Annotated in this window: 26 protein-coding genes and 1 pseudogene; 19 read left to right on the top strand and 8 right to left on the bottom strand. The window is 63.2% G+C overall.

Translation table 11 applies throughout. The annotated features are described in order from the left end of the window. From K3555_RS16345 to K3555_RS25015, 7 genes are all read left to right on the top strand, one after another. Complete coding sequence (locus K3555_RS16345) at positions 1–837, top strand: ABC transporter substrate-binding protein (protein WP_260006286.1); 837 nt, start codon at positions 1–3, stop codon at positions 835–837. Continuing rightward, positions 834–1,817 (top strand): iron ABC transporter permease, encoded by a 984-nt coding sequence (locus K3555_RS16340; protein WP_259987261.1) that lies wholly within the window; start codon positions 834–836, stop codon positions 1,815–1,817. Before K3555_RS16345 ends, K3555_RS16340 begins: the two co-directional genes overlap by 4 nt. After that, entirely contained in the window at positions 1,814–2,569 is a 756-nt protein-coding gene (locus K3555_RS16335; RefSeq protein ID WP_260006285.1) for an ABC transporter ATP-binding protein, read from the top strand. The genes K3555_RS16340 and K3555_RS16335 overlap by 4 nt, the downstream gene beginning before the upstream one ends. Then, positions 2,569–3,225 (top strand): adenosylcobinamide amidohydrolase, encoded by a 657-nt coding sequence (locus K3555_RS16330; RefSeq protein ID WP_260006284.1) that lies wholly within the window; start codon positions 2,569–2,571, stop codon positions 3,223–3,225. Before K3555_RS16335 ends, K3555_RS16330 begins: the two co-directional genes overlap by 1 nt. Further along, positions 3,218–4,219 carry a DUF6925 family protein gene (locus K3555_RS16325; RefSeq protein WP_260006283.1) on the top strand — a complete coding sequence of 334 codons (1,002 nt, stop codon included), beginning with the start codon at positions 3,218–3,220 and terminating at the stop codon, positions 4,217–4,219. Before K3555_RS16330 ends, K3555_RS16325 begins: the two co-directional genes overlap by 8 nt. Positions 4,220–4,473: 254 nt before the next feature. Next, a complete protein-coding gene (locus tag K3555_RS16320) occupies positions 4,474–4,770 on the top strand; it encodes a biopolymer transporter ExbD (RefSeq protein WP_260006282.1) in 297 nt (98 codons plus the stop codon). 44 nt (positions 4,771–4,814) lie between these two features. Next, entirely contained in the window at positions 4,815–5,075 is a 261-nt protein-coding gene (locus K3555_RS25015) for an energy transducer TonB (RefSeq protein WP_409201662.1), read from the top strand. On the opposite strand, the gene K3555_RS25010 is transcribed toward K3555_RS25015, so the two are convergent. The 5 genes from K3555_RS25010 to K3555_RS16300 form a co-directional block, all read right to left on the bottom strand. Next, the gene (locus tag K3555_RS25010; protein ID WP_409201661.1) at positions 5,000–5,359 is read right to left on the bottom strand and encodes a hypothetical protein; all 360 of its coding nucleotides are present in this window, start codon (positions 5,357–5,359) and stop codon (positions 5,000–5,002) included. The genes K3555_RS25015 and K3555_RS25010 overlap by 76 nt on opposite strands. Before the next feature lie 456 nt (positions 5,360–5,815). Continuing rightward, positions 5,816–7,009, bottom strand: a complete 1,194-nt coding sequence (locus K3555_RS16315; protein WP_260005205.1) for an IS91 family transposase — start codon at positions 7,007–7,009, stop codon at positions 5,816–5,818. Positions 7,010–7,021: 12 nt separating this feature from the next. Then, positions 7,022–7,909, bottom strand: coding sequence for a site-specific integrase (locus tag K3555_RS16310; RefSeq protein ID WP_260005203.1), 888 nt, complete (start codon positions 7,907–7,909; stop codon positions 7,022–7,024). Between the two features lie 643 nt (positions 7,910–8,552). Then, entirely contained in the window at positions 8,553–8,750 is a 198-nt protein-coding gene (locus K3555_RS16305) for a hypothetical protein (RefSeq protein WP_260006281.1), read from the bottom strand. 114 nt (positions 8,751–8,864) lie between these two features. Beyond that, positions 8,865–10,238, bottom strand: a complete 1,374-nt coding sequence (locus K3555_RS16300; RefSeq protein ID WP_260006280.1) for an ammonium transporter — start codon at positions 10,236–10,238, stop codon at positions 8,865–8,867. A gap of 620 nt (positions 10,239–10,858) precedes the next feature. Here K3555_RS16300 and ihfB point away from each other — a divergent pair. The 4 genes from ihfB (at position 10,859) to trpB (ending at position 13,914) form a co-directional block, all read left to right on the top strand. Continuing rightward, positions 10,859–11,143 (top strand): integration host factor subunit beta, encoded by a 285-nt coding sequence (gene ihfB, locus K3555_RS16295; protein WP_129371946.1) that lies wholly within the window; start codon positions 10,859–10,861, stop codon positions 11,141–11,143. Next, entirely contained in the window at positions 11,143–11,493 is a 351-nt protein-coding gene (locus K3555_RS16290) for a LapA family protein (protein WP_129371945.1), read from the top strand. Before ihfB ends, K3555_RS16290 begins: the two co-directional genes overlap by 1 nt. Before the next feature lie 7 nt (positions 11,494–11,500). Then, positions 11,501–12,154 carry a phosphoribosylanthranilate isomerase gene (locus tag K3555_RS16285; RefSeq protein ID WP_260006279.1) on the top strand — a complete coding sequence of 218 codons (654 nt, stop codon included), beginning with the start codon at positions 11,501–11,503 and terminating at the stop codon, positions 12,152–12,154. A 500-nt stretch (positions 12,155–12,654) separates the two neighbouring features. Continuing rightward, a complete protein-coding gene (trpB, locus tag K3555_RS16280; RefSeq protein WP_259987241.1) occupies positions 12,655–13,914 on the top strand; it encodes a tryptophan synthase subunit beta in 1,260 nt (419 codons plus the stop codon). A gap of 56 nt (positions 13,915–13,970) precedes the next feature. On the opposite strand, the gene K3555_RS16275 is transcribed toward trpB, so the two are convergent. The 3 genes from K3555_RS16275 to ychF form a co-directional block, all read right to left on the bottom strand. Then, positions 13,971–14,291, bottom strand: a complete 321-nt coding sequence (locus K3555_RS16275; protein ID WP_259987239.1) for an antibiotic biosynthesis monooxygenase — start codon at positions 14,289–14,291, stop codon at positions 13,971–13,973. Positions 14,292–14,430: 139 nt separating this feature from the next. After that, complete coding sequence (locus K3555_RS16270; protein WP_259997382.1) at positions 14,431–14,808, bottom strand: DUF2237 family protein; 378 nt, start codon at positions 14,806–14,808, stop codon at positions 14,431–14,433. 174 nt (positions 14,809–14,982) lie between these two features. Further along, positions 14,983–16,080, bottom strand: coding sequence for a redox-regulated ATPase YchF (gene ychF, locus K3555_RS16265; RefSeq protein ID WP_260006278.1), 1,098 nt, complete (start codon positions 16,078–16,080; stop codon positions 14,983–14,985). Between the two features lie 206 nt (positions 16,081–16,286). Between ychF and K3555_RS16260 the strand changes: the two genes are divergently transcribed. From K3555_RS16260 to K3555_RS16225, 8 genes and pseudogenes are all read left to right on the top strand, one after another. Beyond that, entirely contained in the window at positions 16,287–16,784 is a 498-nt protein-coding gene (locus tag K3555_RS16260; protein ID WP_260006277.1) for an acyloxyacyl hydrolase, read from the top strand. Between the two features lie 93 nt (positions 16,785–16,877). Then, a complete protein-coding gene (gene trpA, locus K3555_RS16255) occupies positions 16,878–17,669 on the top strand; it encodes a tryptophan synthase subunit alpha (protein WP_260006276.1) in 792 nt (263 codons plus the stop codon). Positions 17,670–17,810: 141 nt separating this feature from the next. Then, positions 17,811–18,977, top strand: coding sequence for an alpha-hydroxy acid oxidase (locus K3555_RS16250; protein ID WP_260008554.1), 1,167 nt, complete (start codon positions 17,811–17,813; stop codon positions 18,975–18,977). A gap of 126 nt (positions 18,978–19,103) precedes the next feature. Next, entirely contained in the window at positions 19,104–19,739 is a 636-nt protein-coding gene (locus K3555_RS16245; RefSeq protein WP_260006275.1) for a 50S ribosomal protein L25/general stress protein Ctc, read from the top strand. Positions 19,740–19,875: 136 nt separating this feature from the next. After that, complete coding sequence (locus K3555_RS16240) at positions 19,876–21,117, top strand: FAD-binding oxidoreductase (RefSeq protein WP_260006274.1); 1,242 nt, start codon at positions 19,876–19,878, stop codon at positions 21,115–21,117. A 76-nt stretch (positions 21,118–21,193) separates the two neighbouring features. Beyond that, complete coding sequence (gene pth / locus K3555_RS16235) at positions 21,194–21,871, top strand: aminoacyl-tRNA hydrolase (RefSeq protein ID WP_260006273.1); 678 nt, start codon at positions 21,194–21,196, stop codon at positions 21,869–21,871. A gap of 16 nt (positions 21,872–21,887) precedes the next feature. Further along, entirely contained in the window at positions 21,888–22,808 is a 921-nt protein-coding gene (locus tag K3555_RS16230) for a nucleoside hydrolase (RefSeq protein ID WP_260006272.1), read from the top strand. A gap of 482 nt (positions 22,809–23,290) precedes the next feature. Then, a pseudogene (locus K3555_RS16225) lies at positions 23,291–23,692 on the top strand (integrase core domain-containing protein); the annotation flags it as partial. Positions 23,693–24,127 lie beyond the last annotated feature (435 nt).

The raw sequence follows: 24,127 nt of genomic DNA, 5'->3' as shown, positions 1-24,127 counted from the left end.
ATGCGCAGGCTGTCCGGCATAGTCCTGGTCCTTTTGTGGGCCGCCACCGGTGCTTTTGCCGGGCCGTCGCGCGTGGTGTCGATGAACCTTTGCACTGACCAGCTGGCGATGCTGCTTGCGGCCCCCGGCCAGCTGGCATCGGTCTCCTACATCGCGCGGGACAATCGCGCCTCGGCCATGGCTGACGTGGCCATGGCCTATCCCGTCAACCACGGGCTGGCAGAGGAGATTTATTTGCTGCGGCCCGACCTAGTGATTGCCGGCGCCTATTCGACACCGGCCACCACGGATATGCTGCGCCGTCTTGGCGTGCCGGTGGTGGTGTTCGAGCCTGCCAGCTCGCTGCAGGATGTGCGCGCGCGCATCCTGCAGATGGGGGAGGTTCTGGGCCGTGAAGACGCGGCCCGCGCACTGCTGGCAGACTATGGCCGGCAGTTGGAAACGTTCGAGCACGCCGGGCCGGAGGCGCCGCGCGCCGCGCTTTATGCCGCCAACGGGTTCACTTCCGGCAGCATGACCTTGGCGGGCAAGATCCTGCGCGCGGCGGGGCTGCGCAATATCGCGGATGAGCTGGGCTATGGCCGCTCCGGTCATATGCCGCTGGAGGTGCTGGCGATGGCGGAACCGGACCTGCTGATCGGAACCTCTCCCTATCCGCGCGGCTCGCGCAGCGAGGAAGTTTTGCTGCATCCGGCAGTGCGCCGCCTGGCGGGCCGCAGCGGTGCCGGGCAGATTCGCGATGCGGATTGGGTCTGCGGCACCCCGCATGTGCTGCGCGCGGTGGCGGCGCTGGCCGAGGAACGCCGCACGTTTCTTGAAAAGGAGGGCCGGGAATGACCCGTCTGATGCTAATGCTTACCACGGCCGTTTTGGCGTTGTTCCTGCTGTCGCTGACCGTGGGGCCTGCGGATGTGGGCATCGGCGAAAGCCTGGCGGCCCTTTTTGACAACAGCTATGGCCCACTGACGCTGGTGATGCGCGAAATCCGGCTGCCGCGGGCGCTGCTGGCGGTGATTATCGGCGGCGGGCTGGGGCTGGCGGGGGCGGCGATGCAGGGCTATCTGCGCAATCCGCTGGCGGAGCCGGGGTTGATCGGTGTGTCCTCCTCAGCGGCGCTGGGGGCGGTGCTGGCAATCAACACCGGGCTGGCGGCCAGCCTCACCCTGGGCCTGCCGCTGGCCGCTCTGTCGGGAGCTTTGGCGGGTGTGTTTCTGGTGATGGCGCTGGCCGGACCGCAGGGCGGCTCGCTGACGTTGATCCTGGCGGGGATCGCGATCTCAGCGATGGCAGCGGCGCTCACCTCGCTGGTGCTGAACCTGTCGCCCAACCCCTTTGCCGCCAATGAGATCGTGTTCTGGATGATGGGCTCGCTGGCGGACCGCTCGATGCTGCATGTCTGGCTGGTGCTGCCCTTTGCACTGACGGGAGCCGCGATCCTGATGACGCTGTCGCGGGGGCTGGATGCGCTGACCCTGGGCGAGGATGCGGCCCAGACGATGGGAATGAACCTGAACCGGCTGCGGCTGCTGTTGGTCATTGGAACCGCCAGCATTGTCGGCGGTGCAACCGCGGTGGCCGGGGCCATCGGCTTCATCGGTCTGGTGGTGCCGCATATCCTGCGGCCCCTGGTGGGCGGACAGCCGTCGCGGCTGTTGTGGGCCTCGGCGCTTGGCGGCGCCATCATGCTGCAGTTGGCAGATATCACGGTGCGGATCATCCTGCCGTCGCGCGACCTCAAGCTGGGAGTGGTCACCGCCCTGGTCGGCGCGCCGCTGTTCCTGCATCTGATCTACAAGACGCGGAAGGGGCTGGCATGAGCGTGCTTTCGGTTCGGAACCTCTCTGTCACCTTGCGGAACCGCCCGGTGCTGCGTGATGTGTCGTTTGAAATCCAAGCAGGTGAGTTCGTCGGCCTGTTGGGGCCGAATGGCGCCGGCAAAAGCAGCCTGATGCGTGCCGCGCTGGGGCTGATCCCGGCGCAGGGGCACAGCTCGCTGGCGGCGATGAAAGCGTCGGAGCGCGCCCGCGCGGTGGCCTGGATGCCGCAATCGCGCGAGATTGCCTGGCCGATCCCGGTGGAGCGGTTGGTGGCGCTTGGCCGCCTGCCGCATCTGCCGCAGAGGCTGCGGCTGCCGCCTGGCGATCAGGCGCTGGTCGATCAGTCGATTGAGCGCATGGGACTGGATCCGTTCCGGCAGCGCGCAGCGTCGCGCCTGTCGGGCGGCGAGCAGGCCCGCGCACTGATTGCCCGCGCGCTGGCGCAGGACACGCCGCTGTTGATGGCTGACGAGCCCGCCGCCGGGCTGGACCCGGCGCATCAGATCTCCACCATGGAGGTTTTTGCAGGCCTTGCTGCCGAGGGCCGCGCCGCGCTGGTATCATTGCACGACCTTGGGCTGGCCGCACGCCACTGCACACGGCTGATCCTGCTGGCCGAAGGCGGAATACTGGCTGACGGTGCGCCCGCTGAGGTGCTGACACCGGACCTGATGGCCCACGCCTTTGGCATCTCGATCTGGCATGAACACACTGCGCAAGGGCCTGTGTTCCAGCCGCTGGAGGTACTGTGATGACTGCCGTCAACCTGGAACGCCCCTGGATCGAATTTGACCTCGGTGCCGAAATGCAGGTGCTGAGCTGGGCAGTGAACCGCCCCGGCCTTGTCACCGCCCGCCGCATCCTGTGGCGCGAAGTCCGCAACAGCGACCTGCCACCGGATCTGGATGTCACCGAGTGGTTCGCAGGTGAACTGGCGCAGAGGGGCTGCGAGGATGCCGTGGCCTTCCTCACCTCTCGCGATGTACGCCGCTATTGCGAGGCCTCAGTCACGATAGAAGGCATCAGCGCTCATGCGGTGGCCACTGTCGGCTTGTCCAATGCCGAGCGGGTTGGGAGCCGGATGGACTACGCCAGCCGTAACTGGGGGACCATCAATGTCGCACTGCGCCTCTCCGAAGGGCTGACCCACGCCGGGCTGATCGAAGCGATGAGCATCGCGGTCCAGGCCCGCACAGCGGCCGTGATGGACACTGGGATCACTTTGCCAAGCGGAACGGCGACCGGCACCGGAACCGACTGCCTCGCGCTGGCTGCCCCGACCGGCGCAAGCCCCTATGCCGGGCTGCACACCGCCACCGGCGAAGCCATCGGCAAAGCCGTTTACCAGGCCGTCCACACCGGCGCCCTGGAGTGGAAAACAACCAACAGGAGGGCAGCACATGCCTGAGATTGAACAGGTGCTGAAAGACGCGCTGATGCAGGAAGACTGCGGCTGGAACATGGGGTCTTATGGCGCCATTGGTGAGTTCCACCACGTCTATGGCGATCCGGCGCCGCAGGAACATGCCGGGCTTATGCAGGTAACCTCCCGCGGCGGCGTGCGCATCGACACATTGGAGGGCGTGCGCCCGGTTGCTTATGAAACGCTCAGCCCCAAGCCGCACCGCTGGACGCAAGCCGTGTCGCTGTGCCTGCCGCAGGCCGAGGCCGCGATGAACCGGCGCGATGTGCTGACCGCGCTTGGCCCTGACGAAGGCGCCCTGCGCGGCGAAGACCGCGGCGCTTTGCTGTTCGACATGGGCCTGGGCCAGTACCAGGCGGATTTCTGCATCCGCACCGCCGATCCGGAATTGCTGGAGGTGCTGAACAAAAACGCCGGCCGCTCGCTGTTTGAGCACGGCAATCCAGCGATGGCTGCAATCCTGAAACATCACCCACACCGGGTGCTGCTGACCCGCCTCGGCCGGGTAGAGGTTTACCAGATGATCGGCGGTCCCGACACCGGCGGCAAGTCCCCCGAAGGCCCGCATACCCATGTGCTGCCCAAATTGCTGCGCGCCGAGCGCACCCATTCCGCCAACACGCCCATCCCCGAAGGCTGGGTGCCCTGCTGCGGCGTCCATCCTGAGAACCCGGTGATTGGCCGCCTGGGCGAGGATAAGGTCTTCAACCGCGCCGCCTTTGACGCGTTCCAGAAACTGCTGAGCGCTTGGGGCGCCGAAGCATACTGCCAGGGCAAGCAGGCGGTCTGGGAGCTGCTTAATACAAAAGCCCCTGCCGGGGCGGCGGAAGAGCCGGACACCCGCGAAGGCCGGGCAGGCTGGCGCAATGGCATCCGGCAATGGCGGGTGCTGCACGGCCCCAGCCGCCTGACAGCGTCCTACACCGAGCGCTTTGACCGCGGTGCAGAGCAAACAGAACCGGAAAACCCGGGCCACTGAAGGAGGCTGCGATGTCCCTTGCTCCTTTGATCGATTTCACGGCCGCGGCGGCCCCGCCCTGTGGGTGATTGCAGGGCTGTCGGTGCTGACCCTCGCGCTATTTTTCTGGCGTGTAACCAGGCTTGTGCAGGCGGGCGCCTGGCGCAAACCGCGGACCGAAACATGGCTTGTTCAATGGGGCGAGGGGCACGCAACGCCTAGCCACCGCATGACGTACACCGCTGGACCGGGTAACGCTGTCTGCGGTGCGGGCCGTGCTGAAGCCCGAATTCACTGCGGAGAGGGCAGAAAAGGAAACCACCCGCACCGCCAAGGCGGAACTGGCGGCCCGGCATTGCGGCACGCCGCAGAATGAGGCTGGCCTTTGGACCACCGCGCTTGAAAAAAAGCGCCTCAGCCTCGCGCCAATGATCGACGTGGTGTTCCTGCTGCTGATTTTCTTCCTGCTGACCTCGCAGATCGCTCCGCGGGCACCTCTTTCGGTTGCGCCGCCCAGGCTGGAGAACGGGGACAGCGCAACACCGGGAATTCTGCACGTGAAGCCCGGTTGAAGCGACGGTGGGGTGCGGCTGTACTCTCCCGAATCGAACCTCAGATGCGGCTGCCCCGGGGAGGAGAACAGGGGACAGCAAGGGTGCGTTTAAGGGTCTCGGCCCAAGGGCAGCTGACTGCGGCGGCGATTTCCAAAAGTTCCGGCAGTTCAATTCTGGACCGGGCTGCGCTGCAGGCCGCACAGAAGGCCAGGTATCCACGCGCTTCTATGGCGCTCGCCCCTGGGAATTATGCATTCGAATTTTCGCCCCGTTTCACGAACTGGAACAAGCGCCCCGGCGCTCCCTTGCGCGGCGCGGCTTGACGCGGGCGGGAAGTTTCAGGGCATGAGGTCGTCGATGCGGCTTCTGGGATGGCCGTCGAGCAACGCGCGCAGCGTGCCGGAAAGGCAGCTGTCCTCGGCAAGTTCGGACGAACGCGGAATGCGTGACAGCCGCGCCTCGAGCCAGGGCCAGAAGGCCGCGATGACCGGCGCAGAGAGTTCGTGCCGGGCAGGCCGCGCACGGATTTCTCGACGGTATTGAGCTCGGCGATCTGGCGCAGAGTTTCTTCAGCGATCGGCAAACCGTCCTTTTCGAGTCGCTTCACGAAGCGTCGGCGCCTATGCGTCCAGCAATGGACGAGTACCCATGGCTCAGGGTCCGATCGGCCTTGGTGAGCTTCTCATAGGCTTCATAGCCGTTGCATTGCACGAATTGTCCGCGATGGTGAAGGTTTTCTGATGCGGGCCGCGGTGTGAGGGTGCGGCTTGGCGCGACATCGGCCCGCGTTGGAAAACCTCCCAAGGTGGAAGCCGCGGGACTCTTGGGGCTGTCTATGGGGAAAGAGCGCAGACGGCGGGGTCTGCGGTTGGAGCCAGCGGCCAAGCCGGAGGCATTCCGATGCCGGTTGGGATGCTCTTAACGGGGGCCTCCGGACAATTGCTGCGACGAAAGCGGCGTTTCGGCGTGGTTCTGAGCTTGCAGGAGAGTACAGGCGTAAATGGAGACAGCCGGGCGGCTGCGGATGCCCGGTGTTCACAATACCGGAATGACGGGCGTTTCGTCATGCCGCCTCCTTCCGCGGTGGCGCGCGCGACCGGGGTTTTTGCCCGCGCCGGAAGATCTCGATGATATGCATTGTTCCGCCACAGCACGGGCATGGCTCACGCAGGGTGAGCGGGAGAACCTCGGCGGCTTCTGGCGGTTCTTGAGCCGGGCACCTTGTCCCGAGCAGGGCACGGCACCGGGCGATGTTGGCCTTGCGCTGCGCTGAGGCGAGCAAGCCGTAGTGCCGGATGCGGTGGAAACCAGCGGGCAGGACGTGGATCAGGAAGCGGCGGATGAACTCGGGCGTGGCCAAACGCATGACTTTCTGCCTGTCGCCGCGCTTGATCCTGTAGTCCTTCCAACGGAATGCCACGGTGCCTGCGTCGGCGCTGACGAGGCGTGCGTTCGAGATGGCCACCCGGTGGGTGTACCGGCTGAGATAGGCGAGAACGGCTTCCGGGCCTCCGAAGGGCGGTTTGGCATAGACCACCCATTCGGACTTGCGCAAAGGAGCCAGCCACTCTGCGAAGGCATCGGCCTGCGCCAGCGGTTCCAGGTCGCCGAAGAAGGCCAGCTCCCCGGCGCGGTGAAGCGCCATCAGCCCCTCCAGAAACAGCCGCCGGAACAAGCGCGACAGGACCCGCACATGCAGGAAGAACCCGGGCTTGCAGGCAATCCATCTCGCGCCGTCCAGAGACAGGCCGCCACCGGGAACGATCATATGGATGTGGGGGTGATGGGTCAGCGCCGATCCCCAGGTATGCAGCACGCTGGTCATGCCCACCCGAGCACCAAGGCGCTTGGAGTCCGCTGCGATGGTCATGACCGTTTGTGCCGACGCCCGGAACAGCAGACCGTAGACCGCCCGCTTGTTCCAGGAGGCGATCCGGGCGATCTCTGCGGGCAGGGTGAAGACCACGTGGAAATACTCCACGGGCAGCAGGTCCTCGGCGCGGGCTTCCATCCAGTCGCGCGCCGCTGGCCCTTGGCACTTCGGGCAGTGCCGGTTCTTGCAGGAATTGTAGGCGATGTGGCGATGGCCGCATTTGGCGCACCCGGCCACATGCCCGCCGAGCGCTTCGGTCCGGCAGGCTTCGATTGCCGACATCACCTTGAGCTGGGTCAGGCTGACATGCCCTGCATTGGCCCGCCGCCACGCGGCACCATGGGCACGGAATATATCAGCAATCTCCAGCCCCGGGCGGGACACCCCAGTGCCCCGTCACTTCAGGCTTCGCTTGATTGTCTGATCCTGCAACTGCTCCAGCATCTCGTAGGGGCTGACCGTGTCACGGATCGTCTTGGTGGCGACATGGGTGTATTGGGCCGTCGTGCTCAGCTTGGCATGGCCGAGCAGCACCTGGATGACCCGGACATCGGTGTTGGCCTCCAGCAGATGCGTCGCAAAGCTGTGCCGCAGGGTATGCAGAGTGGCGGCCTTTTTGATGCCGGCCATGTTCTTCGCTGACGTGAAGGCGCGGTTCAGCTGCCGTGGCGACAGCGGGTTGATCTTCGGCTTGCCGGGGAACAGCCAGCCCTCCGGCCGCGCCTCGCGCCAGTAGTCGCGCAGCAAGCTCAGAAGCCCGGGTGACAGCATCACCTTCCGGTCCTTCCGCCCTTTGCCCTGTTCGACATGGATCAGCATCCGGTTGCTGTCGATATCGCCGATCTTGAGGTTACAGACCTCGGCGGCCCGCAGCCCCGCGCCGTAGGAAATGCTGAGCGCGGCACGGTATTTGAGCCCGGGCCCCGGCGCCGCCATCAGGATGTCCGATACCTCTTCAACGCTGAAGACTACAGGCAACCTCCTGGGCTGGGTGCGGAACTGCATGTAGCGCTTCATCTCCTCGCGCCCGCAGGTCATGCCGAAGAAGAATCTGAGCGCCACGATCCTGGCGTTGAAAGTCGCCGGCGTGACCCCTGTATCCGTCATGTGCAGTTGATAGGCGCGGAGTTCCTCCGGTGAGGCGGTATCCGGCGGGTGCCCGAGGAAAATGGCGAAATCCTTGACCGCCCGGATATGCGCTTTCTGCGCCTTGTCGCCCATCCCGCGGATGCGCATGTCCTCGATCATCCGCTCTCGAAGCGGGGTTGATCTCTCCTCTGTCATGGGAGCCTCCTGTCTGATGATTGAGAAGGGCTCAATCGTCAGGCAGAAATGCCGTTCCCCAAATGCACCACTGTCAGATCATCGCTGAACATCAGCCACCCGCGCCAATGCCGCGGAGCGGCTTCGTCCTTGGCCCTTGAGGAAGCGGAGAGCATGCCCGGCGCCCCAGCCAGGTGCGTAGCGGAACATCACCATGGGCGGGCCGGCACCGCCATTGCCCGGGTCAAGACCGGTTCTGATGAAGTTTTCTGACGCGGGCCGCGGCGCGAGGGTGCGGCTTGGCGCGACACCGGCCCACGTTGAAAAACCTCCCAAGGCGGAAGCCGCGGGGCTCTTGGGGCTGTCTATGGGAAAATGCGTTGACGGCTGAGGATGCGGCTGGAGCCAGCGCACATGCCAGGTGCATTCCAATGCTGGTTGGGCTTCAGACGCCGGTGGATCAGGAGCCATCCACTTCATCCGCTCTGGTGACACACGCTGCGTAGCGGCGGGAACCATGCCGCGCCCGCGAGCATTTTCTGCGCAAGCAATAGCCGCAAGGGCAAACGTCCGAAAAGTGCCGCACAGCGGACCTTAACAGCCACAGCAGCGGCCAGCGTTTCAACCGCGTCCTGGCCAGTGCCGCGCCTGTCCGCTGCGCCTGCTAGTTCGACCGAACGGCCACCAGCACAACGCCCAGTTCCGCTTCCAGTTCCTGCAGTTTCTTCAGCTGGTCATCGGGCAGGGGGGCGGTGTTTGCCTCGACACCCGCCAGCGCCACCACAGGGCTGCCGATGTCCTTTTCCAAGCTCTTGATCGCTTCCAGTTTGTCGGCCTCAAGCGAGGCAAGCGGGTACAGCATGGCGGTCTCCTCTCTGTTGATGAGAGTGACTATAGCCGATTCCCGCCGTATCAGGGGCGCGAACGAAAAAAGGCCCCGGCTTCCGCCAGGGCCTCTCTCCCGATCCCGGCGCGATCAGGCGCGCTGCACGCTGTCCGCGTGGGTGATGACATCCGGCTCCAGGTCCCAGACCTTGCCGTCCAGCCCGTCGATCTGGTCGTCCTCGGACACCCGCAGCCCCACGGTCCGCTCCAGGATGAAGGCCAGAACCAGCGCAGTGACAACACCGGTGCCGATGCAGACAGCCGTGCCCGCCAGCTGCATCACCAGCGAGATTTCCCCGTGCTGGAACGCATAGGCGCCTTCCTCAACCCCGAAGTAGCCGCCGCGCGGGGTGCCAGCCTTGAACAGGCCCAGCATGATCATTCCGAAGGTACCGCAGCCCAGGAACAGCGGGAACAGCTTGTGTTCGTCGATGCCGCGTTTCAGCGTGAACTCATAGACCGCATAGGCAATGAACGGCGCCACCAGTCCGACGATGAAGGCCTGCCAGGGCAGATAGACATCAAAGCCGGACGCGCCCGCGACATAGCCCGCCAGCGGGCCCAGCAGCGTATAGGCGTATTTACCGGTGGCATAGGCAATCAGCAGGCCGGTCACTGCACCGCCGGCCCAGACCAGCGCGTAATTGTTGATTGCAATGCCGACGCTGGTGTCGGCCATGGTGATGCTGACGGCCAGCGCTTCGGGATCAAAGAAAAACAGGCAAGACAGGATCACCATCGGCAAGCCGGCAAAGATCAGCAAAAGACCCGGAGCGCACAACCCGATGCTCGGCGCCAGATAGGCCGAGATCCGCGGGTGCGGCGCCATCATGCCGGGGCGTGCGCCCAGCTTGGGCGTGAATACCAGCGCCATGCCGGCCGGGAACAGATAGACGAAACCCACACCAAAGAAATCGTGGAAGCCCGCATTGGTCAGCGGCCCGACCGACCCCCAGGTTGCCCAGCTGAGGCCTGAGGACACCACCGCGGCGACAATGCAGGTGATGAAATAGGCCGAGGCCTTCATCCGTTCAGATACTGCGAAATGCAGCAGGATGTTGATGATCCCGGCAAACACCGCCAGGAAAAAGATGAAGATCTGGAAGGTGTTCAGCCCCGGAAAGGTTCCCGGGTCCGTATGGTGCGCCATCGCATTGGTCAGGGCGCCGCCCAGCCACCAATCCTTGATGGAATCCATCATGGTCGCGCCTTCCATGATGTAATACTGCCCGGCCCACAGGCCAAAACCGATGACGTAGTAGGTCGCAAACCCGAGGAAGAACCCCAGCGTCTTTTCAATCGTCGAGTTGAACAGATTCCTGCGCCGGGCAGTGCCTGCATCAATCAGCAGCAGGCCGACGACGACCAGAATGGCCCCGACGATCCCAGAAGCGTACAGAATATTCTGTACCAGTGAATTCAGCGTAACTTGCTGAGCGTGTATCGTGCTCACGTCCAATGGCATTTCCAGTTTTCTCCAAGTTGGTTTGTCTTCCCGCCGGTTGTTTGCCACCAGCTTTGACAGGCCGGGCTATGCTGCCGCCAATGGGCCGAGCATGCCGGTTCGAAACGCACCGGGCCGGTCAGGTCCTCTGACACGCCTGGTTCACGGAAAGGATGGCGGATCCAGGGCGCTTTACAACAAATAATTTTACCTTGTGGAAATAAAGTTTCATTTGCGGCATGTGCGGCGGCTGTATGCCGCATCCTGCACTGCCGGTTAAGTGAATGGTTTCGGCTTCGGCCTTCCTTGGCGGCGGAATCAACCGGTCTCAGCAGATTCTACGGCAGGGAAACATCACGCCGCTGTGGCCGGCACACCGCAGGGCTGGGCCGGGGGCCCGTGTGATCCGGGGGCTGTTTGCCGCTCCGAATCAAATCGCCGCAGCGTGCCTGGCAACGGGGAATGCCGCACTGCGGCGGCAGCTTGCCGCCCCGAAATGGCAGCCTGGAGGCGGAAAACCCGGTGAACTCCCGCCGATTTAGCTGCCGGACCCGCGGCATTTTGTTCCCCCACGCAAGAATTTTTCCTATACTCTCAAAATAATAGCCAGAACATACCGGCAGCCTGGGAGGAAAAAGAACATGATCCGCTCTGAGTTGATTCAGATGATTGCAGACGAAAACCCGCACCTGTATCAGCGGGATGTGGAGAGGATCGTGAACACGGTGTTCGAGGAAGTGACCGATGCGATGTCCCGCGGCGACCGGGTTGAGCTGCGCGGCTTTGGCGCCTTCTCGGTCAAAAAGCGGGACTCGCGGACCGGCCGCAATCCCCGCACCGGTGAAACGGTCCATGTCGATGAAAAACATGTGCCGTTCTTCAAGACTGGCAAGCTCTTGAGGGACCGCCTGAACGGGAAAGCCTGATGCGTTACATTCGCTACGCGGTTCTGGGGTCTCTGGCCATTGTGCTGGTTTCGGTTGCCCTTGCAAACCGATCTTTTGTCGAACTGAAGCTGATGCCCTCGGCGCTGGGCGAGCTTTTTGGTTTCAACTTCACCATTGCGCTGCCGCTGTTTGCGGTGGTGCTGGGCGGGGTTGGCGCCGGGCTGGTGATCGGCTTCCTGTGGGAATGGCTGCGCGAGCACAAGCACCGCAGCGAAGCCGCGCAGAAGACGCGCGAGGCGCGCAGGCTGAACCGCGAAGTGAGCAAGCTGAAAAAGCAGAAGAACGAAGGCAAAGACGAAGTTCTGGCGCTTTTGGAAGACGCGGGCTGACACCGCCATGACTGAGATCCGGGTCAAGATCTGCGGGCTTAGCGCGCCGCAGGATGTTGCGGCCGTTGCCGGGGCAGGGGCGGCTTACGCCGGTTTTGTATTTTTCCCCAAGTCCCCGCGCAACGTCAGCATCGAACTGGCTGCAGCTTTGGCCGTCGAAACCCCCGCCGGCCTGTGCAAAGTAGCGCTGACAGTAAACGCCGCAGATGCAGAGCTTGATGCGATCACAGCCGCGGTGCCGCTTGATATGCTGCAGCTCCATGGCAAGGAAAGCCCGCAGCGGGTGGCCGAGGTGCGCGCCCGCTACGGCCTGCCGGTGATGAAGGCCGTTGGCATCGCCGATGCCGCCGACCTGCCGCAGATTGCGCTTTATGAACAGGTGGCTGATCAGCTCTTGATCGACGCCAAACCACCCAAAGAGGCCGTGCTGCCGGGCGGGAATGGCCTGGCCTTTGACTGGCGGCTGCTGGCGGGCCGCAAATACTGGCAGAAACCCTGGATGCTGGCCGGCGGCCTGACCCCGGGCAACGTCGCCGAGGCGATCCGCATGACCGGTGCGCGTCAGGTCGATGTCTCCTCCGGCGTCGAAAGCGCGCCGGGGCAGAAAGACGCCGCGCTGATCGAAGATTTCACCAGGGCGGCGCACGCTTCCCGTGGCTGAAGCCCCGCGCCGCAGCAGCCGGTGCAAATGCGGAAGCCGGCGGGATTTGAGTATTTGGAGAAAGATGAAGATGCATCGTCCCGTGTCTTCATCTTTCCAAAAATACTCACTACGCGACCGCGCCTAGCTGGTATGCCTTCCGGGTGTTGCGCAGCCGGCGCACGCTGCCCTCACGCCGTCTTAAACCCGTTCTGCCATGCTTTCCCCTGATCGCGGTCACCCTGGACCTGACACTTCCGGCACTTAGGAACAGGGCCTCAATCATTGGGGGCGTGCAGAGACAACGTATAGCACGCGGGCGAATACGCCCGCCCGCCTCCGCTTGTTGGCAGCGCCGCCAAACTTATCCTCTTAATTTTCAGGACCAGCAGCAAGCGGCGGCTATCAGACATTCCGGCAGGGCAGCAGCCTTCGCAGGTCAGACCTGCGTACCAAAGCCCTCTTTACCAAGGCAGCGGCGCGCTATAGTCATTGCGGGCGCTGCGAGAGAGGGAAGAACCATGGCCGACGATCTTTTCAACAGCTTCATGAACGGTCCGGATGAACAGGGGCGTTTTGGCATCTTTGGCGGACGGTTTGTCTCGGAAACCCTGATGCCGCTGATCCTGAGCCTGGAGGCCGAATATAACCGGGCCAAGGACGACCCTGCCTTCTGGGCGGAGATGAAGGATCTGTGGACGCATTACGTTGGCCGTCCCAGTCCGCTCTACCACGCCGAGCGTCTGAGCGCAGAGCTGGGCGGCGCCAAGATCTATATGAAGCGTGACGAGCTGAACCACACCGGTGCGCATAAGGTGAACAACGTGCTGGGCCAGATCCTGCTGGCACGCCGTATGGGGAAGACCCGGATCATCGCCGAAACCGGTGCCGGCCAGCACGGTGTGGCGACTGCCACCGTCTGCGCCAAGTTCGGCCTTAAGTGCATCGTCTACATGGGCGCCCATGACGTGAAGCGCCAGGCGCCGAACGTGTTCCGCATGCGCCTTTTGGGTGCTGAAGTGATCCCGGTCACCTCGGGCCGCGGCACCTTGAAGGACGCAATGAACGACGCGCTGCGCGACTGGGTGACCAATGTGCGCGACACCTTCTATTGCATCGGCACCGCCGCAGGCCCGCACCCGTACCCCGCGATGGTGCGCGATTTCCAGTCGATCATCGGCAAGGAAGTGCGCTGGCAGCTGGCCGAGCAGGAAGGCGAGGGCCGTCTGCCGGATACTGTGATTGCTGCGATCGGCGGCGGTTCTAACGCCATTGGCCTGTTCCACCCGTTTCTGGATGACCCATCGGTGAAAATCATCGGGGTTGAGGCCGGTGGCAAGGGTGTGGATGACCGGATCCAGCACTGCGCCTCCCTCACTGGCGGGCGTCCGGGCGTGCTGCATGGCAACCGCACCTATCTGCTGCAGAATGAGGACGGCCAGATCCAGGAAGGCTATTCGATTTCCGCCGGTCTCGATTACCCGGGCATCGGCCCCGAACATTCCTGGCTGCATGAGTCGGGGCGCGCTGAATATGTCTCGATCACTGACAAGGAAGCGCTGGAAGCCTTTCAGGTCAGCTGCCGCACCGAAGGCATCATCCCGGCGCTGGAGCCCAGCCACGCGCTGGCCCATGTGATGAAGATCGCGCCCAAGCTGCCGTCGGACCACATCATTGTGATGAACATGTGCGGACGCGGCGACAAGGACGTGTTCACCGTTGCCAAGCATCTGGGCTTTGATATGTCCGACACCGAAGAAGGCCGCAGCTTCGAGGAGTAACGGCAACAACCCGGTAACACAAAAGGCGCCCCGCAGGGCGCCTTTTTCTGTTCGGGTCAGGCCTCGTGCAGGACGGTTTCGAATCCTTCGAACTGCGGATGGCCCAGGATCGGGCTTTCGCCTTCGCGCTTGCCCGCATCGCGGTGCGCAGCACGGAACTGTTCGGATTTGGTCCAGGCCTCAAAATCTTCGCGGCTGTCCCAGATCACATGGCTCGAATAGAGATGGTGGTCTGCGCCTTCCGGGCCTTTCAGCAGGCGGAATTCGCGGAACCCCTTCAGCTCTTTCAGGCGGCTTTCCCGCTGTTTCCAGATGGTCTCAAAATCGGCTTCGCGGCCCGGGCGGATCTTGAAACGGTTCATTGCGATGTAGCTCATGCAGGAGCCTCCTTGTCGGTGTGATGAAATGCAGGGAGGCTGGCGCAGGCGAGGGTCCGGCGGGCTAGCTTGACGATGCAATAACGGTTTTTCCCGCTGCCGGTCAATCGGGGAGGGCAATCCAGCAATCCGGACCGGTTCAGGCCGGATCGGCGGCATAGCTTTGCAGAATGCTGAGCGGCACAATCTCCAGTGCCTGCTGATGGGTGGCTTCCAGATGCACCTTGGGGGCGCAGCCCTCATCCGCTGCCTGCAGGAATCGGGCCGCGCACAGGCACCAGCGGTCGCCAGGCTGCAGGCCGGCAAAGCCGAACTCGGCCCGCGGGGTCGACAGGTCATTGCCGACGTATTTGCTGAACGCGAGGAATTCCGCAGTCATCACCACGCAAACTGTATGGCTGCCCTGATCCTCGGCGCAGGTGTTGCAATGCCCATCGCGGAAAAATCCGGTCACCGGCGCAGTGGAGCAAGGCGCCAGCGGGCCGCCCAGAACATTGATGCTGTCGTCTTTTTCCATGAGGCCCGTCCTTGGCGCGTTCAGGGTTAAGGATAGCGCGTTTGCGCCGCCGGTCCCGTAGGTTCCGGCTTGAAATGCCTGGTTTGCACAGGATTGCCCCAACGGGCCGTAAAACGCAAACCGCCCGCCAGACGGGCTGGCGGGCGGTTGAAAATCAAGGCTGCAATCCCCGGGTTACTTGCTGAACAGGAAGTGCAGCACATCGCCGTCTTTGACGACGTAGCTTTTGCCTTCCGCCCGCATCTTGCCGGCTTCCTTGGCGCCTTGCTCGCCATTGCAGGCGATGAATTCGTCATAGGCGATGGTCTCGGCGCGGATGAAACCCTTCTCGAAATCACCGTGGATCACGCCGGCCGCTTGCGGCGCTGCGGTGCCGCTGCGGATGGTCCAGGCGCGGGCCTCTTTCGGGCCGACAGTGAAATAGGTTTCCAGGTGCAGCAGCTCGTAACCTGCGCGGATCAATCGGTCGAGACCGGCCTCGACCAGGCCCATCTCCTCCAGGAACATCTGGGCTTCGTCGGCGTCCAGCTGGCTGATCTCTTCCTCGATCTGGGCCGAGATGATCACATGGGAGTTGCCCTGCGCCGCGGCCATTTCGGCCACTTTGGCAGAATGCGCGTTGCCCTCAACCGATTCCGATTCGCCAACGTTGCAGACGTACAGAACCGGCTTGGTGGTCAGCAGCTGCAGCATCTTCCAGGCCTTAGCGTCATCGGCGTCAACCTCGACCAGACGGGCGGGCTTGCCGTCCTCCAGCATCGCCTGGGCCGCAGCCAGCAGCCGGTCCTGCTGCAGTGCTTCCTTGTCGTTGCCCTTCAGCTTGCGCACCAGATTAGCGCGGCGTTTCTCGATGCTTTCAAGGTCCGACAGCATCAGCTCGGTCTCGATCACTTCGGCGTCAGCAACCGGGTCGACACGGCCTTCCACATGGGTCACGTCGCCGTCTTCAAAACAGCGCAGCACATGGGCAATTGCATCTGTTTCGCGGATGTTGGCCAGGAACTGGTTGCCCAGGCCCTCGCCCTGCGACGCGCCCTTGACCAGGCCGGCGATGTCGACAAATGTCATCCGGGTCGGGATGATCTGCTTGGAGCCGGCAATCGCCGCCAGCTTGTCCAGACGCGCGTCCGGCACGCCGACCTCACCCACATTGGGCTCAATCGTGCAGAACGGAAAATTGGCCGCCTGCGCCGAGGCGGTTTTGGTGAGCGCATTGAACAGCGTCGATTTACCCACATTGGGCAGGCCGACGATTCCCATCTTAAAGCCCATACCGGCCTCCTGATACCACTTGGGAGCTGCTTCTAGGCAGCATTGAGCCTGCACGCAAGGCAAGGATGGCTGACATATGTGCCACAATCGCTCTCTGTGCGGGGTCGCACAGTGAACCCTCATATTGCTTTTTCGTGAGGTGACTAGGAAAAGCATCAAATTAAAATATCTTGGTGCAAAGAAAATAATTCTGCGAGGGGCTAGAAATGAAACAGACAGCTATGCTGGCAGCCGCGTTTTGTGTTGCCGCAGCCATGCCTGCCGCCGCCCAGGAAGTGACGCTGGGGCTGGGCTATTCCAATTATTCCCGTGCGGGTTCCGAAGACAGCGCGCTGTTTACAGCGGAGTATCTGCATGCGCCGTTCCACGAGGGGCGGCTGCTGTCGACCCGGTTCGGCGCGGTGCTGGAAGTGCAGGAAACCGGCGATGTGTTCGCAGGTGTCGGCATCAGCGGCGTGGTTGACCTGAACAACAACTGGTTCATTGAGACCAGCGTGATGCCGGGCGCTTATCACGAAAGCTCGCTGGGTAATGATCTGGGCTCCACCTTTGAAATCCGCAGCCTGCTGGCGGTTGGAAAGCGGTTTCACAATGGCAAGGCGGTGTCGCTGGCGCTTAGCCACAAATCCAACGCCTCGACCGCGGACCAGAACCCGGGCGTGAATTCGCTGACGCTGCGCTGGCATATTCCGCTGAACCGCTGACCGGTGCATTCCCGGGCCTGCGCGCGGCCCGGGATTGATTTCCCGCGCAACATTCGGCACACCATGGCGGAAACCTGAATAAAAGGCCCGCCCATGACCCGCATTGATGCCAAATTCGCCGACCTGAAAGCCGCCGGAAAGAAAGCCTTTGTCACCTATGTGATGGCGGGCGACCCCGACTATGACACCTCGCTGGAAGTGGTCAAAGGGCTGCCGGGCGCCGGTGTGGACATTATCGAGCTGGGCCTGCCGTTCACCGATCCGATGGCTGACGGGCCGACCATCCAGCTGGCGGGCCAACGCGCGCTGGACGGCGGTATGACGCTGGAGAAAACACTGCAGCTGGCGGCAGATTTCCGCAAAGGCGACGACACCACGCCGATCGTGCTGATGGGCTATTACAACCCGATCTATAACCGTGGCGTGGATACCTTTCTGGAAGACGCCAAAGCGGCCGGCATAGACGGGCTGATCGTGGTGGACCTGCCGCCGGAAGAAGATGACGAGCTGTGCATCCCGGCGCAAAAAGCAGGGTTGAACTTCATCCGCCTGGCCACCCCCACCACTGACGACGCGCGCCTGCCCAAGGTGCTGCAGAACACTTCGGGCTTTGTCTATTATGTCTCGATCACCGGCATCACCGGCGCGGCAGAGGCCGAGGCCACCGACGTCGGCCCCGAGGTTGCCCGCATCAAGGCGGCCACCGATCTGCCGATTATCGTGGGCTTTGGCATCAACACGCCCCAGAAGGCGCAGAACATCGCCTCGATCTCGGACGGCGCCGTGGTGGGCAGCGCCATTGTCAGCCAGATCGGCGCAGGCAAGTCGCCGGATGAGGTGCTGGCGTTCGTGAAGTCCCTCGCGGATGGTGCGCATAAAGGCTGAGGTTCTGCAGAAAACAGGTTTGAAAAGCCGCGCCTTGGGGTGCGGCTTTTTGCGTCTCAAGGGGTGCGGCAATCGCGGCGTTGCCTTTGCTTCGGTGAATTGGTAAGAAAATATTACCAAATGAAAGCGGGAGAGAAACCGGTGCCGGTGATCACAAATATCAACGACCTGAAGCGCATCTATGAACGCCGTGTGCCGCGGATGTTCTTTGACTATGCCGAAAGCGGCAGCTGGACCGAACAGACCTTCCGCGAGAACACTTCGGACTTCGAGCAGATCCGCCTGCGCCAGCGGGTGGCGGTGGACATGACGGGGCGGACAACCGCCAGCCGGATGATCGGTCAGGATGTAGCGATGCCGGTGGCGCTGGCGCCGGTGGGGCTGATGGGGATGCAGCACGCCGATGGCGAGATCAAGGCGGCGCGGGCCGCCGAGGCATTCGGCGTGCCGTTCACCCTGTCCACCATGTCGATCAACTCGATCGAGGAAGTGGCGGAAGCGACCTCCAAGCCATTCTGGTTCCAGCTTTATACGATGAAGGACGAGGACTATATCCGCCGCCTGATCCAGCGGGCCAAGGATGCCAAATGCTCGGCGCTGGTGATCACGCTGGACTTGCAGATCCTGGGCCAGCGCCACAAGGATCTGAAAAACGGGCTGTCGGCGCCGCCCAAGCTGACCCCCGCGACCATCGCCAACCTGATGATGAAATGGACCTGGGGCTTGCAGATGCTGGGTGCCAAGCGGCGAAACTTCGGCAATATCGTCGGTCATGTTCAGGGGGTCTCCGACACCTCGCAGCTGGGCGCCTGGACGGCCGAGCAATTCGATCCGGCGCTCGACTGGGGCAAGGTCGAAAAGCTGATGGAGATGTGGGGCGGCAAGGTGATCCTGAAGGGGGTTCTGGACGCCGAAGACGCGAGGATGGCCGCCAAACTGGGCGCCGATGCCATCGTTGTGTCGAACCACGGCGGGCGGCAGCTGGACGGCGCGCTGAGTTCCATCCGGATGTTGCCGGAAATCATGGATGCTGTGGGCAGTGACGTCGAGGTGCATCTGGACAGCGGCATCCGCTCTGGCCAGGACGTGCTGAAGGCACTGGCGCTGGGGGCCACCGGCACCATGATCGGCCGCGCCTTTGTTTACGGCCTGGGGGCAAGGGGCCAGAAGGGCGTCACCGAGGCGCTGGAGGTGATTCGCAAGGAGCTGGACACCACCATGGCACTGTGCGGCGAACGTTCAGTTGATGGCCTGGGGCGTCATAATCTGCTGGTGCCGCAGGATTTCGGCGGGCGCTGGCAGGAATAACGCGGCCCCGGAACCGGGCAGGGGGCTTTGCCCCTTCCCAAATTGCCGCAAGCGGTCTATAGGCACGGCTTCACGCGGGGTGACAGCCTTGGAGGCACTCCGCCCTAGATACATTGGAGAATTGACATGGCAAAAGAGATTCCTGATCTCGTCGCCGAAGTACGTGCGGGGACGGGCAAGGGCGCCGCTCGCGCTGCGCGCCGCGCAGGCATGGTACCGGGCGTTGTTTACGGTGGTGACGTGGATCCGGTAGCGATCCAGATCCCGTTCAACGTTCTGCTGAAAAAGCTGAAAGCCGGCCAGTTCAAGTCCACCCTGTGGAACCTGAAAGTGGAAGGCCAGGACGACGTGCGCGTGATCTGCCGCGACGTTCAGCGTGATGTGGTGAAGGACCTGCCGACCCACCTCGACCTGATGCGTCTGCGCCGCACCTCGAAAGTCAACCTGTACATCCCGGTTGAGTTCATCAACGAGGACGAAGCACCCGGCGTCAAAAAAGGCGGCATGCTGAACGTGACCCGCCCCGAGGTTGAGCTGGTTGTGACCGCTGGCGACATCCCCGAGAAGCTGGTTGTCGATCTGGCAGGCCTGAACATCGGCGACGTTGTCACCATCTCGTCGATCGACCTGCCGGCCGGCGCCAAGCCGACCATCGACCGCGACTTCGTGATTGCCAACATCGCATCCCCGGGCGGCCTGACCGCATCGGATGACGAAGAAGGCGAAGAAGGCGAAGCCGAAGCAGTGGCTGCCGAAGAATAAGAACCGCGCCCATCCGGGTTTGGTTTGCGGGCTCCCATCTGGGGGCCCGTTTTTGTTTGTCCGCCCCGCAGGCAAGTGATTGACTTTTCCCTGCGCCGCTGCCCCATTTCCGCTTGAGGACAGGGGAGGGACGGGCATGGCGGATTTTGACATTGCCATAGCGGGCGCAGGCGCGGTGGGGATGAGCTGCGCGCTGTGGGCGCAGATGCGCGGGCATAAGGTGCTGCTGATGGACCCGGAGCCGCCCGGATCCGGCACCAGTTACGGCAATGCATGCACCCTGGCGACCTATGCCTGCCTGCCGGTGAATGACCCGTCGGTGCTGACCAGCCTGCCGCAGCTGATGTTCTCCAGGGACAGCCCGCTGTCGTTGTCTTATGCCCATGCGCTGCGCAATCCGCGTTGGATGCTGTCCTTTCTGGCCAATTGCCGCGCCGCACCATCGCGCCGGATAGCGGGCCATCTGGCGGATCTGCTGTCCCATGCCGATGCTGGAATAAACCCGCTGATCGAGGCGGCAGGCGCCGGCGATCTGGTGGTGGAGCGCGGCCAGCTGTCGGTGTGGTCCACGGCAGCAGCGGCTGATGCTGCCACAGCAGGGCTGGAACGCCGCCGGGCGCTGGGCGTGCCCTGGCGCGAGGTCGACCCGGAAGAAGCGCTGGAGATGGAGCCGGGCCTGCACCTGCCGGTCAAACGCGCGGTGCATTTTCACGCCGCCCGGCACTTGCGCGATCCGCTGGAATTCATCACCCGGATGCACCGGGCCTTCACGGAACTGGGCGGCACCACGCTGTGGGCCAAGGCGGAGATGGTCCGGGCCTCGGACACAGGGGTGGAACTGCAGGCAGGCGGGCAGAGCCTCACCGCCGGCCACGCGGTGATTGCCTGTGGCGCTTTTTCCAAACAAATCGAGGGCGCGGGTACGCAGAAACTGCCGCTTGGCACCGAGCGCGGCTATCATGTGATGTATGAAGGTGAGGGGCATCGGGTGACGCGACCCGTCGGTTGGGGCGAGGCCGGGTTTTATGCGGTGCCGCACGCGAAAGGTTTGCGGCTGACCGGCACGGTGGAGATCGCCGCGCTGGACGCGCCTGCAAACCCGCGCCGCCTGGATTACCTTGTCCGCAAGGGGGCAGAGATGCTGGGGTCGCTGCCGGACCCGGACAGCGACTGGCTGGGCTACCGCCCGACCATGCCGGACTCGCTGCCGGTGATTGGCCGCAGCCCGCAGTCGGACCGGGTGATCCACGCCTTTGGCCATCAGCACATCGGCCTGACCCTGGGCGGCATCACCGGGAGGCTGGTTGCCGATCTGGCGGAAGGCCGGCAGCCCAATATTGATCTGGCGCCATTCGCAGCAGACCGGGCCTTTGCCTGACGCTGGAGACCACTGGATTCCGGACGTCAAATAGGGCATCAAACGGGTCTACTGAAACGCAGATCGGGCAGAACCCATGAAACTCTTTGTCGGCCTTGGCAATCCCGGCCCGAAATACGAGCGCAACCGCCATAACATCGGCTTTATGGCGCTGGACAATATTGCCGGCGATCACGGGTTCAGCCCCTGGAAGTCGAAGTTCCAGGCGATGATCTGCGAGGGCAATCTGGGCGGCGAAAAGGTGCTGCTCTTGAAGCCGCAAACCTTCATGAACCTGTCCGGCCAGTCGGTGGGCGAGGCGATGCGGTTCTATAAACTGACGCCTGCTGATGTGGTGGTGCTGCATGACGAGTTGGACCTGGCGCCTGGCAAGGCACGCATCAAGCAGGGCGGCGGCCATGCCGGCCACAACGGTCTGCGCTCGATCCATTCCCATATCGGCGCGGACTATGCGCGGGTGCGGCTGGGGATCGGCCATCCGGGCCACAAGGATGCGGTGGCGGGCTATGTGCTGCGTGACTTCCCCAAAGCGGATGAGGGCTGGCTGGACGATGTGATGCGCGGCATCTCGGACGGCGCGGCGGACCTGGCCCGCGGCGATGGCGGCAAATTCATGAATGCGGTGGCCCTGCGCGTGGGGCCGCCGCGCAGCTCCACCACTAAGCCCAAGGCGGAGGCGAAACAGCCCGCTCAGGAGGAGCCTGCGCCCGACACCCGCACAGCGATGGAAAAGCTGATGGACAAGTTCAAGTAAGCCGGGAGGCAAGCAGATGATGAAATTGATTATCGACACCGATCCGGGCATCGACGATGCGATGGCGATCTTCTATGCCGCCGCGGCGCCGGATATTGATCTGCTGGGTCTGACCACGATCTTTGGCAATGTCACGACCGCCACCGCCACCCGCAATGCGCTGCGCCTGCTGGAGGCCGCCGGGCTGGATGTGCCGGTGGCCGGCGGTGCCACCACGCCGCTGGTGCTGCCGCCGTTCAAACCCTCGGCCTATGTGCATGGCGAGGAGGGCTTTGGCGATATCCCCGCCGCCGAGCCCAGGGGCCGGGCGCTGAACGAGGAGGCTGCGGGCTTCCTGTGCCGCATGGCGCGCGAGCACAAGGGCGAACTGGTGGTCTGTCCGATCGGACCGCTGACGAACATTGCGCTGGCAATGCAGCGCGACCCGGAGTTCATCGGGAACGTCAAATCCATCGTGGTGATGGGCGGCTCGCTGGAAGAGGGCGGCAATATCACTCCCCATGCCGAGGCCAATATCTATCACGACCCGCACGCGGCGGACGTGGTTTGCCAGGGCGGCGCCAAGGTGGTCTTTGTGGGGCTGGATGTTACCCACCGGATCCTGTGCCGGCCGGAGGATTTTACCGCCATCGCCGCCAAATCTCCGGAACTGGGCGGCATTCTGCAGCAGATGTCGCATTTCTATATCAAGTTCTACAGGGAGGTTGCGGGCCTCAACGGCTGTTCGCTGCACGACCCCGCGGCGGTGATTGCCTGTACCCACCCGGATCTGTTCGCAATGCGCGACGTGCCGCTTGAGGTGTCCTGCGAGGGCGAAACCTCCGGCGCGACCCTGGCTGCACCGGACAGCGGACGGGCGCCGGTCAAGGTCTGCATGACGGTGGAGGCGGATGCGGTGAAATCACTGTTTCTGCGGCGCCTGGCGCTGTTGCCCTAAGCAGGGACCGGACCGGGGGGAACTCCACTGTTGGGCTCTGCCCCCTGAAAACTGGACCGTTTGAAGCTGGAGTTTCCCGAAGAGAACCCCCGGCTGGGAGAGTGAGGCGGATCAGGAAACAGTCCAGAGGACTGTTTTCCCGCTGAACCGGAAACGCCTGAAGGCATCAAAGTTCACGGACGCGCAGAAGGCGTTCATCATCAAGCAGACGGAGGACGGCAGGCCCGTTGCCGAGGTTTTCCCAAAATCGATGCAGGCCCTCGGCCCGATTGAAGGCGCGCTTCGGTACTCTGTGTGGCCACCGGCCAGATGCTGCCTGGAATCTGCTGAAAACCCAAAACGCTCGACAGCCTTGCGGTTTCAGATTGCCGTTCCCTCAGATTGGTGTTCGAGGCCAACGTATGCCCCCTCAAGGGCGCGCACCTGCCAGTTGCTGACTGTGACGTTTGATCGTTGATGCTCATAACCAGCCCTCCGTTCTCTGTCTTGCCATTCGTGTGGATCGCAAGCTGAACTCAGGCAGCGTCATCGATGTCTTGAGCGGCCTGTTCATTCTGCGCGGGGCGCCGTCGTTCATTCGTTCAGACAACAGTCCGGAGTTTGTTGCTCAGGCCGTCCAGAACTGGATCAAGGCTGTTGGCGCGAAGACCGCATACATCGAACCAGGGTCTCCATGGGAGAACGGATATTGCGAGAGCTTCAACGCACGGTTCAGGGACGAGTTCTTGAACGGCGAAATCTTCTACAGCCTGCGCGAGGCGCAAATCCTCATCGAAGACTGGAGGAAACACGACAACACCAAACGCCCTCATAGTGCTCTGGGCTATCGCCCACCGGCGCCGGAAACCATCGTCCAGATGGACCCAAGGCCAGTCATGCACTAACAATCAAACTGGACCATTCAAGTGGGGCTGATCAGTGGAGCAAGGCCCGGTTTGACGAGCCGCACTGCAGCAAGAGCCAGACCCGCTCAAGGTCGGCATTGGTGAAGGTTTTCTGATGCGGGCCGCGGTGTGAGGGTGCGGCTTGGCGCGACATCGGCCCGCGTTGGAAAACCTCCCAAGGTGGAAGCCGCGGGACTCTTGGGGCTGTCTATGGGGAAAGAGCGCAGACGGCGGGGTCTGCGGTTGGAGCCAGCGGCCAAGCCGGAGGCATTCCGATGCCGGTTGGGATGCTCTTAACGGGGGCCTCCGGACAATTGCTGCGACGAAAGCGGCGTTTCGGCGTGGTTCTGAGCTTGCAGGAGAGTACAGGCGTAAATGGAGACAGCCGGGCGGCTGCGGATGCCCGGTGTTCACAATACCGGAATGACGGGCGTT

This window comes from Leisingera sp. M527 (assembly GCF_025141525.1).
Classification (GTDB): Bacteria; Pseudomonadota; Alphaproteobacteria; order Rhodobacterales; family Rhodobacteraceae; genus Leisingera.
Note: the sequence above shows the minus strand (reverse complement) of the source record. Positions and strands in the feature narration are given on the sequence as shown.

Excerpts from the sequence above, each read along its gene's own strand:
- K3555_RS16290 (WP_129371945.1), top strand. The coding sequence starts at position 11,143 with ATGCGTTACATTCGCTACGCGGTTCTGGGGTCTCTGGCCATTGTGCTG.
- K3555_RS16285 (WP_260006279.1), top strand. The coding sequence starts at position 11,501 with ATGACTGAGATCCGGGTCAAGATCTGCGGGCTTAGCGCGCCGCAGGAT.
- K3555_RS16345 (WP_260006286.1), top strand. The coding sequence starts at position 1 with ATGCGCAGGCTGTCCGGCATAGTCCTGGTCCTTTTGTGGGCCGCCACC.
- ychF (WP_260006278.1), bottom strand. The coding sequence starts at position 16,080 with ATGGGCTTTAAGATGGGAATCGTCGGCCTGCCCAATGTGGGTAAATCG.
- K3555_RS16270 (WP_259997382.1), bottom strand. The coding sequence starts at position 14,808 with ATGGAAAAAGACGACAGCATCAATGTTCTGGGCGGCCCGCTGGCGCCT.
- K3555_RS16305 (WP_260006281.1), bottom strand. The coding sequence starts at position 8,750 with ATGCTGTACCCGCTTGCCTCGCTTGAGGCCGACAAACTGGAAGCGATC.
- K3555_RS16275 (WP_259987239.1), bottom strand. The coding sequence starts at position 14,291 with ATGAGCTACATCGCAATGAACCGTTTCAAGATCCGCCCGGGCCGCGAA.
- pth (WP_260006273.1), top strand. The coding sequence starts at position 21,194 with ATGAAACTCTTTGTCGGCCTTGGCAATCCCGGCCCGAAATACGAGCGC.
- K3555_RS16245 (WP_260006275.1), top strand. The coding sequence starts at position 19,104 with ATGGCAAAAGAGATTCCTGATCTCGTCGCCGAAGTACGTGCGGGGACG.
- K3555_RS16300 (WP_260006280.1), bottom strand. The coding sequence starts at position 10,238 with ATGCCATTGGACGTGAGCACGATACACGCTCAGCAAGTTACGCTGAAT.
- K3555_RS16325 (WP_260006283.1), top strand. The coding sequence starts at position 3,218 with ATGCCTGAGATTGAACAGGTGCTGAAAGACGCGCTGATGCAGGAAGAC.
- ihfB (WP_129371946.1), top strand. The coding sequence starts at position 10,859 with ATGATCCGCTCTGAGTTGATTCAGATGATTGCAGACGAAAACCCGCAC.
- trpB (WP_259987241.1), top strand. The coding sequence starts at position 12,655 with ATGGCCGACGATCTTTTCAACAGCTTCATGAACGGTCCGGATGAACAG.
- K3555_RS16230 (WP_260006272.1), top strand. The coding sequence starts at position 21,888 with ATGATGAAATTGATTATCGACACCGATCCGGGCATCGACGATGCGATG.
- K3555_RS16335 (WP_260006285.1), top strand. The coding sequence starts at position 1,814 with ATGAGCGTGCTTTCGGTTCGGAACCTCTCTGTCACCTTGCGGAACCGC.
- K3555_RS16260 (WP_260006277.1), top strand. The coding sequence starts at position 16,287 with ATGAAACAGACAGCTATGCTGGCAGCCGCGTTTTGTGTTGCCGCAGCC.
- K3555_RS25015 (WP_409201662.1), top strand. The coding sequence starts at position 4,815 with ATGCGGCTGCCCCGGGGAGGAGAACAGGGGACAGCAAGGGTGCGTTTA.
- K3555_RS16240 (WP_260006274.1), top strand. The coding sequence starts at position 19,876 with ATGGCGGATTTTGACATTGCCATAGCGGGCGCAGGCGCGGTGGGGATG.
- K3555_RS16340 (WP_259987261.1), top strand. The coding sequence starts at position 834 with ATGACCCGTCTGATGCTAATGCTTACCACGGCCGTTTTGGCGTTGTTC.
- K3555_RS16330 (WP_260006284.1), top strand. The coding sequence starts at position 2,569 with ATGACTGCCGTCAACCTGGAACGCCCCTGGATCGAATTTGACCTCGGT.
- trpA (WP_260006276.1), top strand. The coding sequence starts at position 16,878 with ATGACCCGCATTGATGCCAAATTCGCCGACCTGAAAGCCGCCGGAAAG.
- K3555_RS16310 (WP_260005203.1), bottom strand. The coding sequence starts at position 7,909 with ATGACAGAGGAGAGATCAACCCCGCTTCGAGAGCGGATGATCGAGGAC.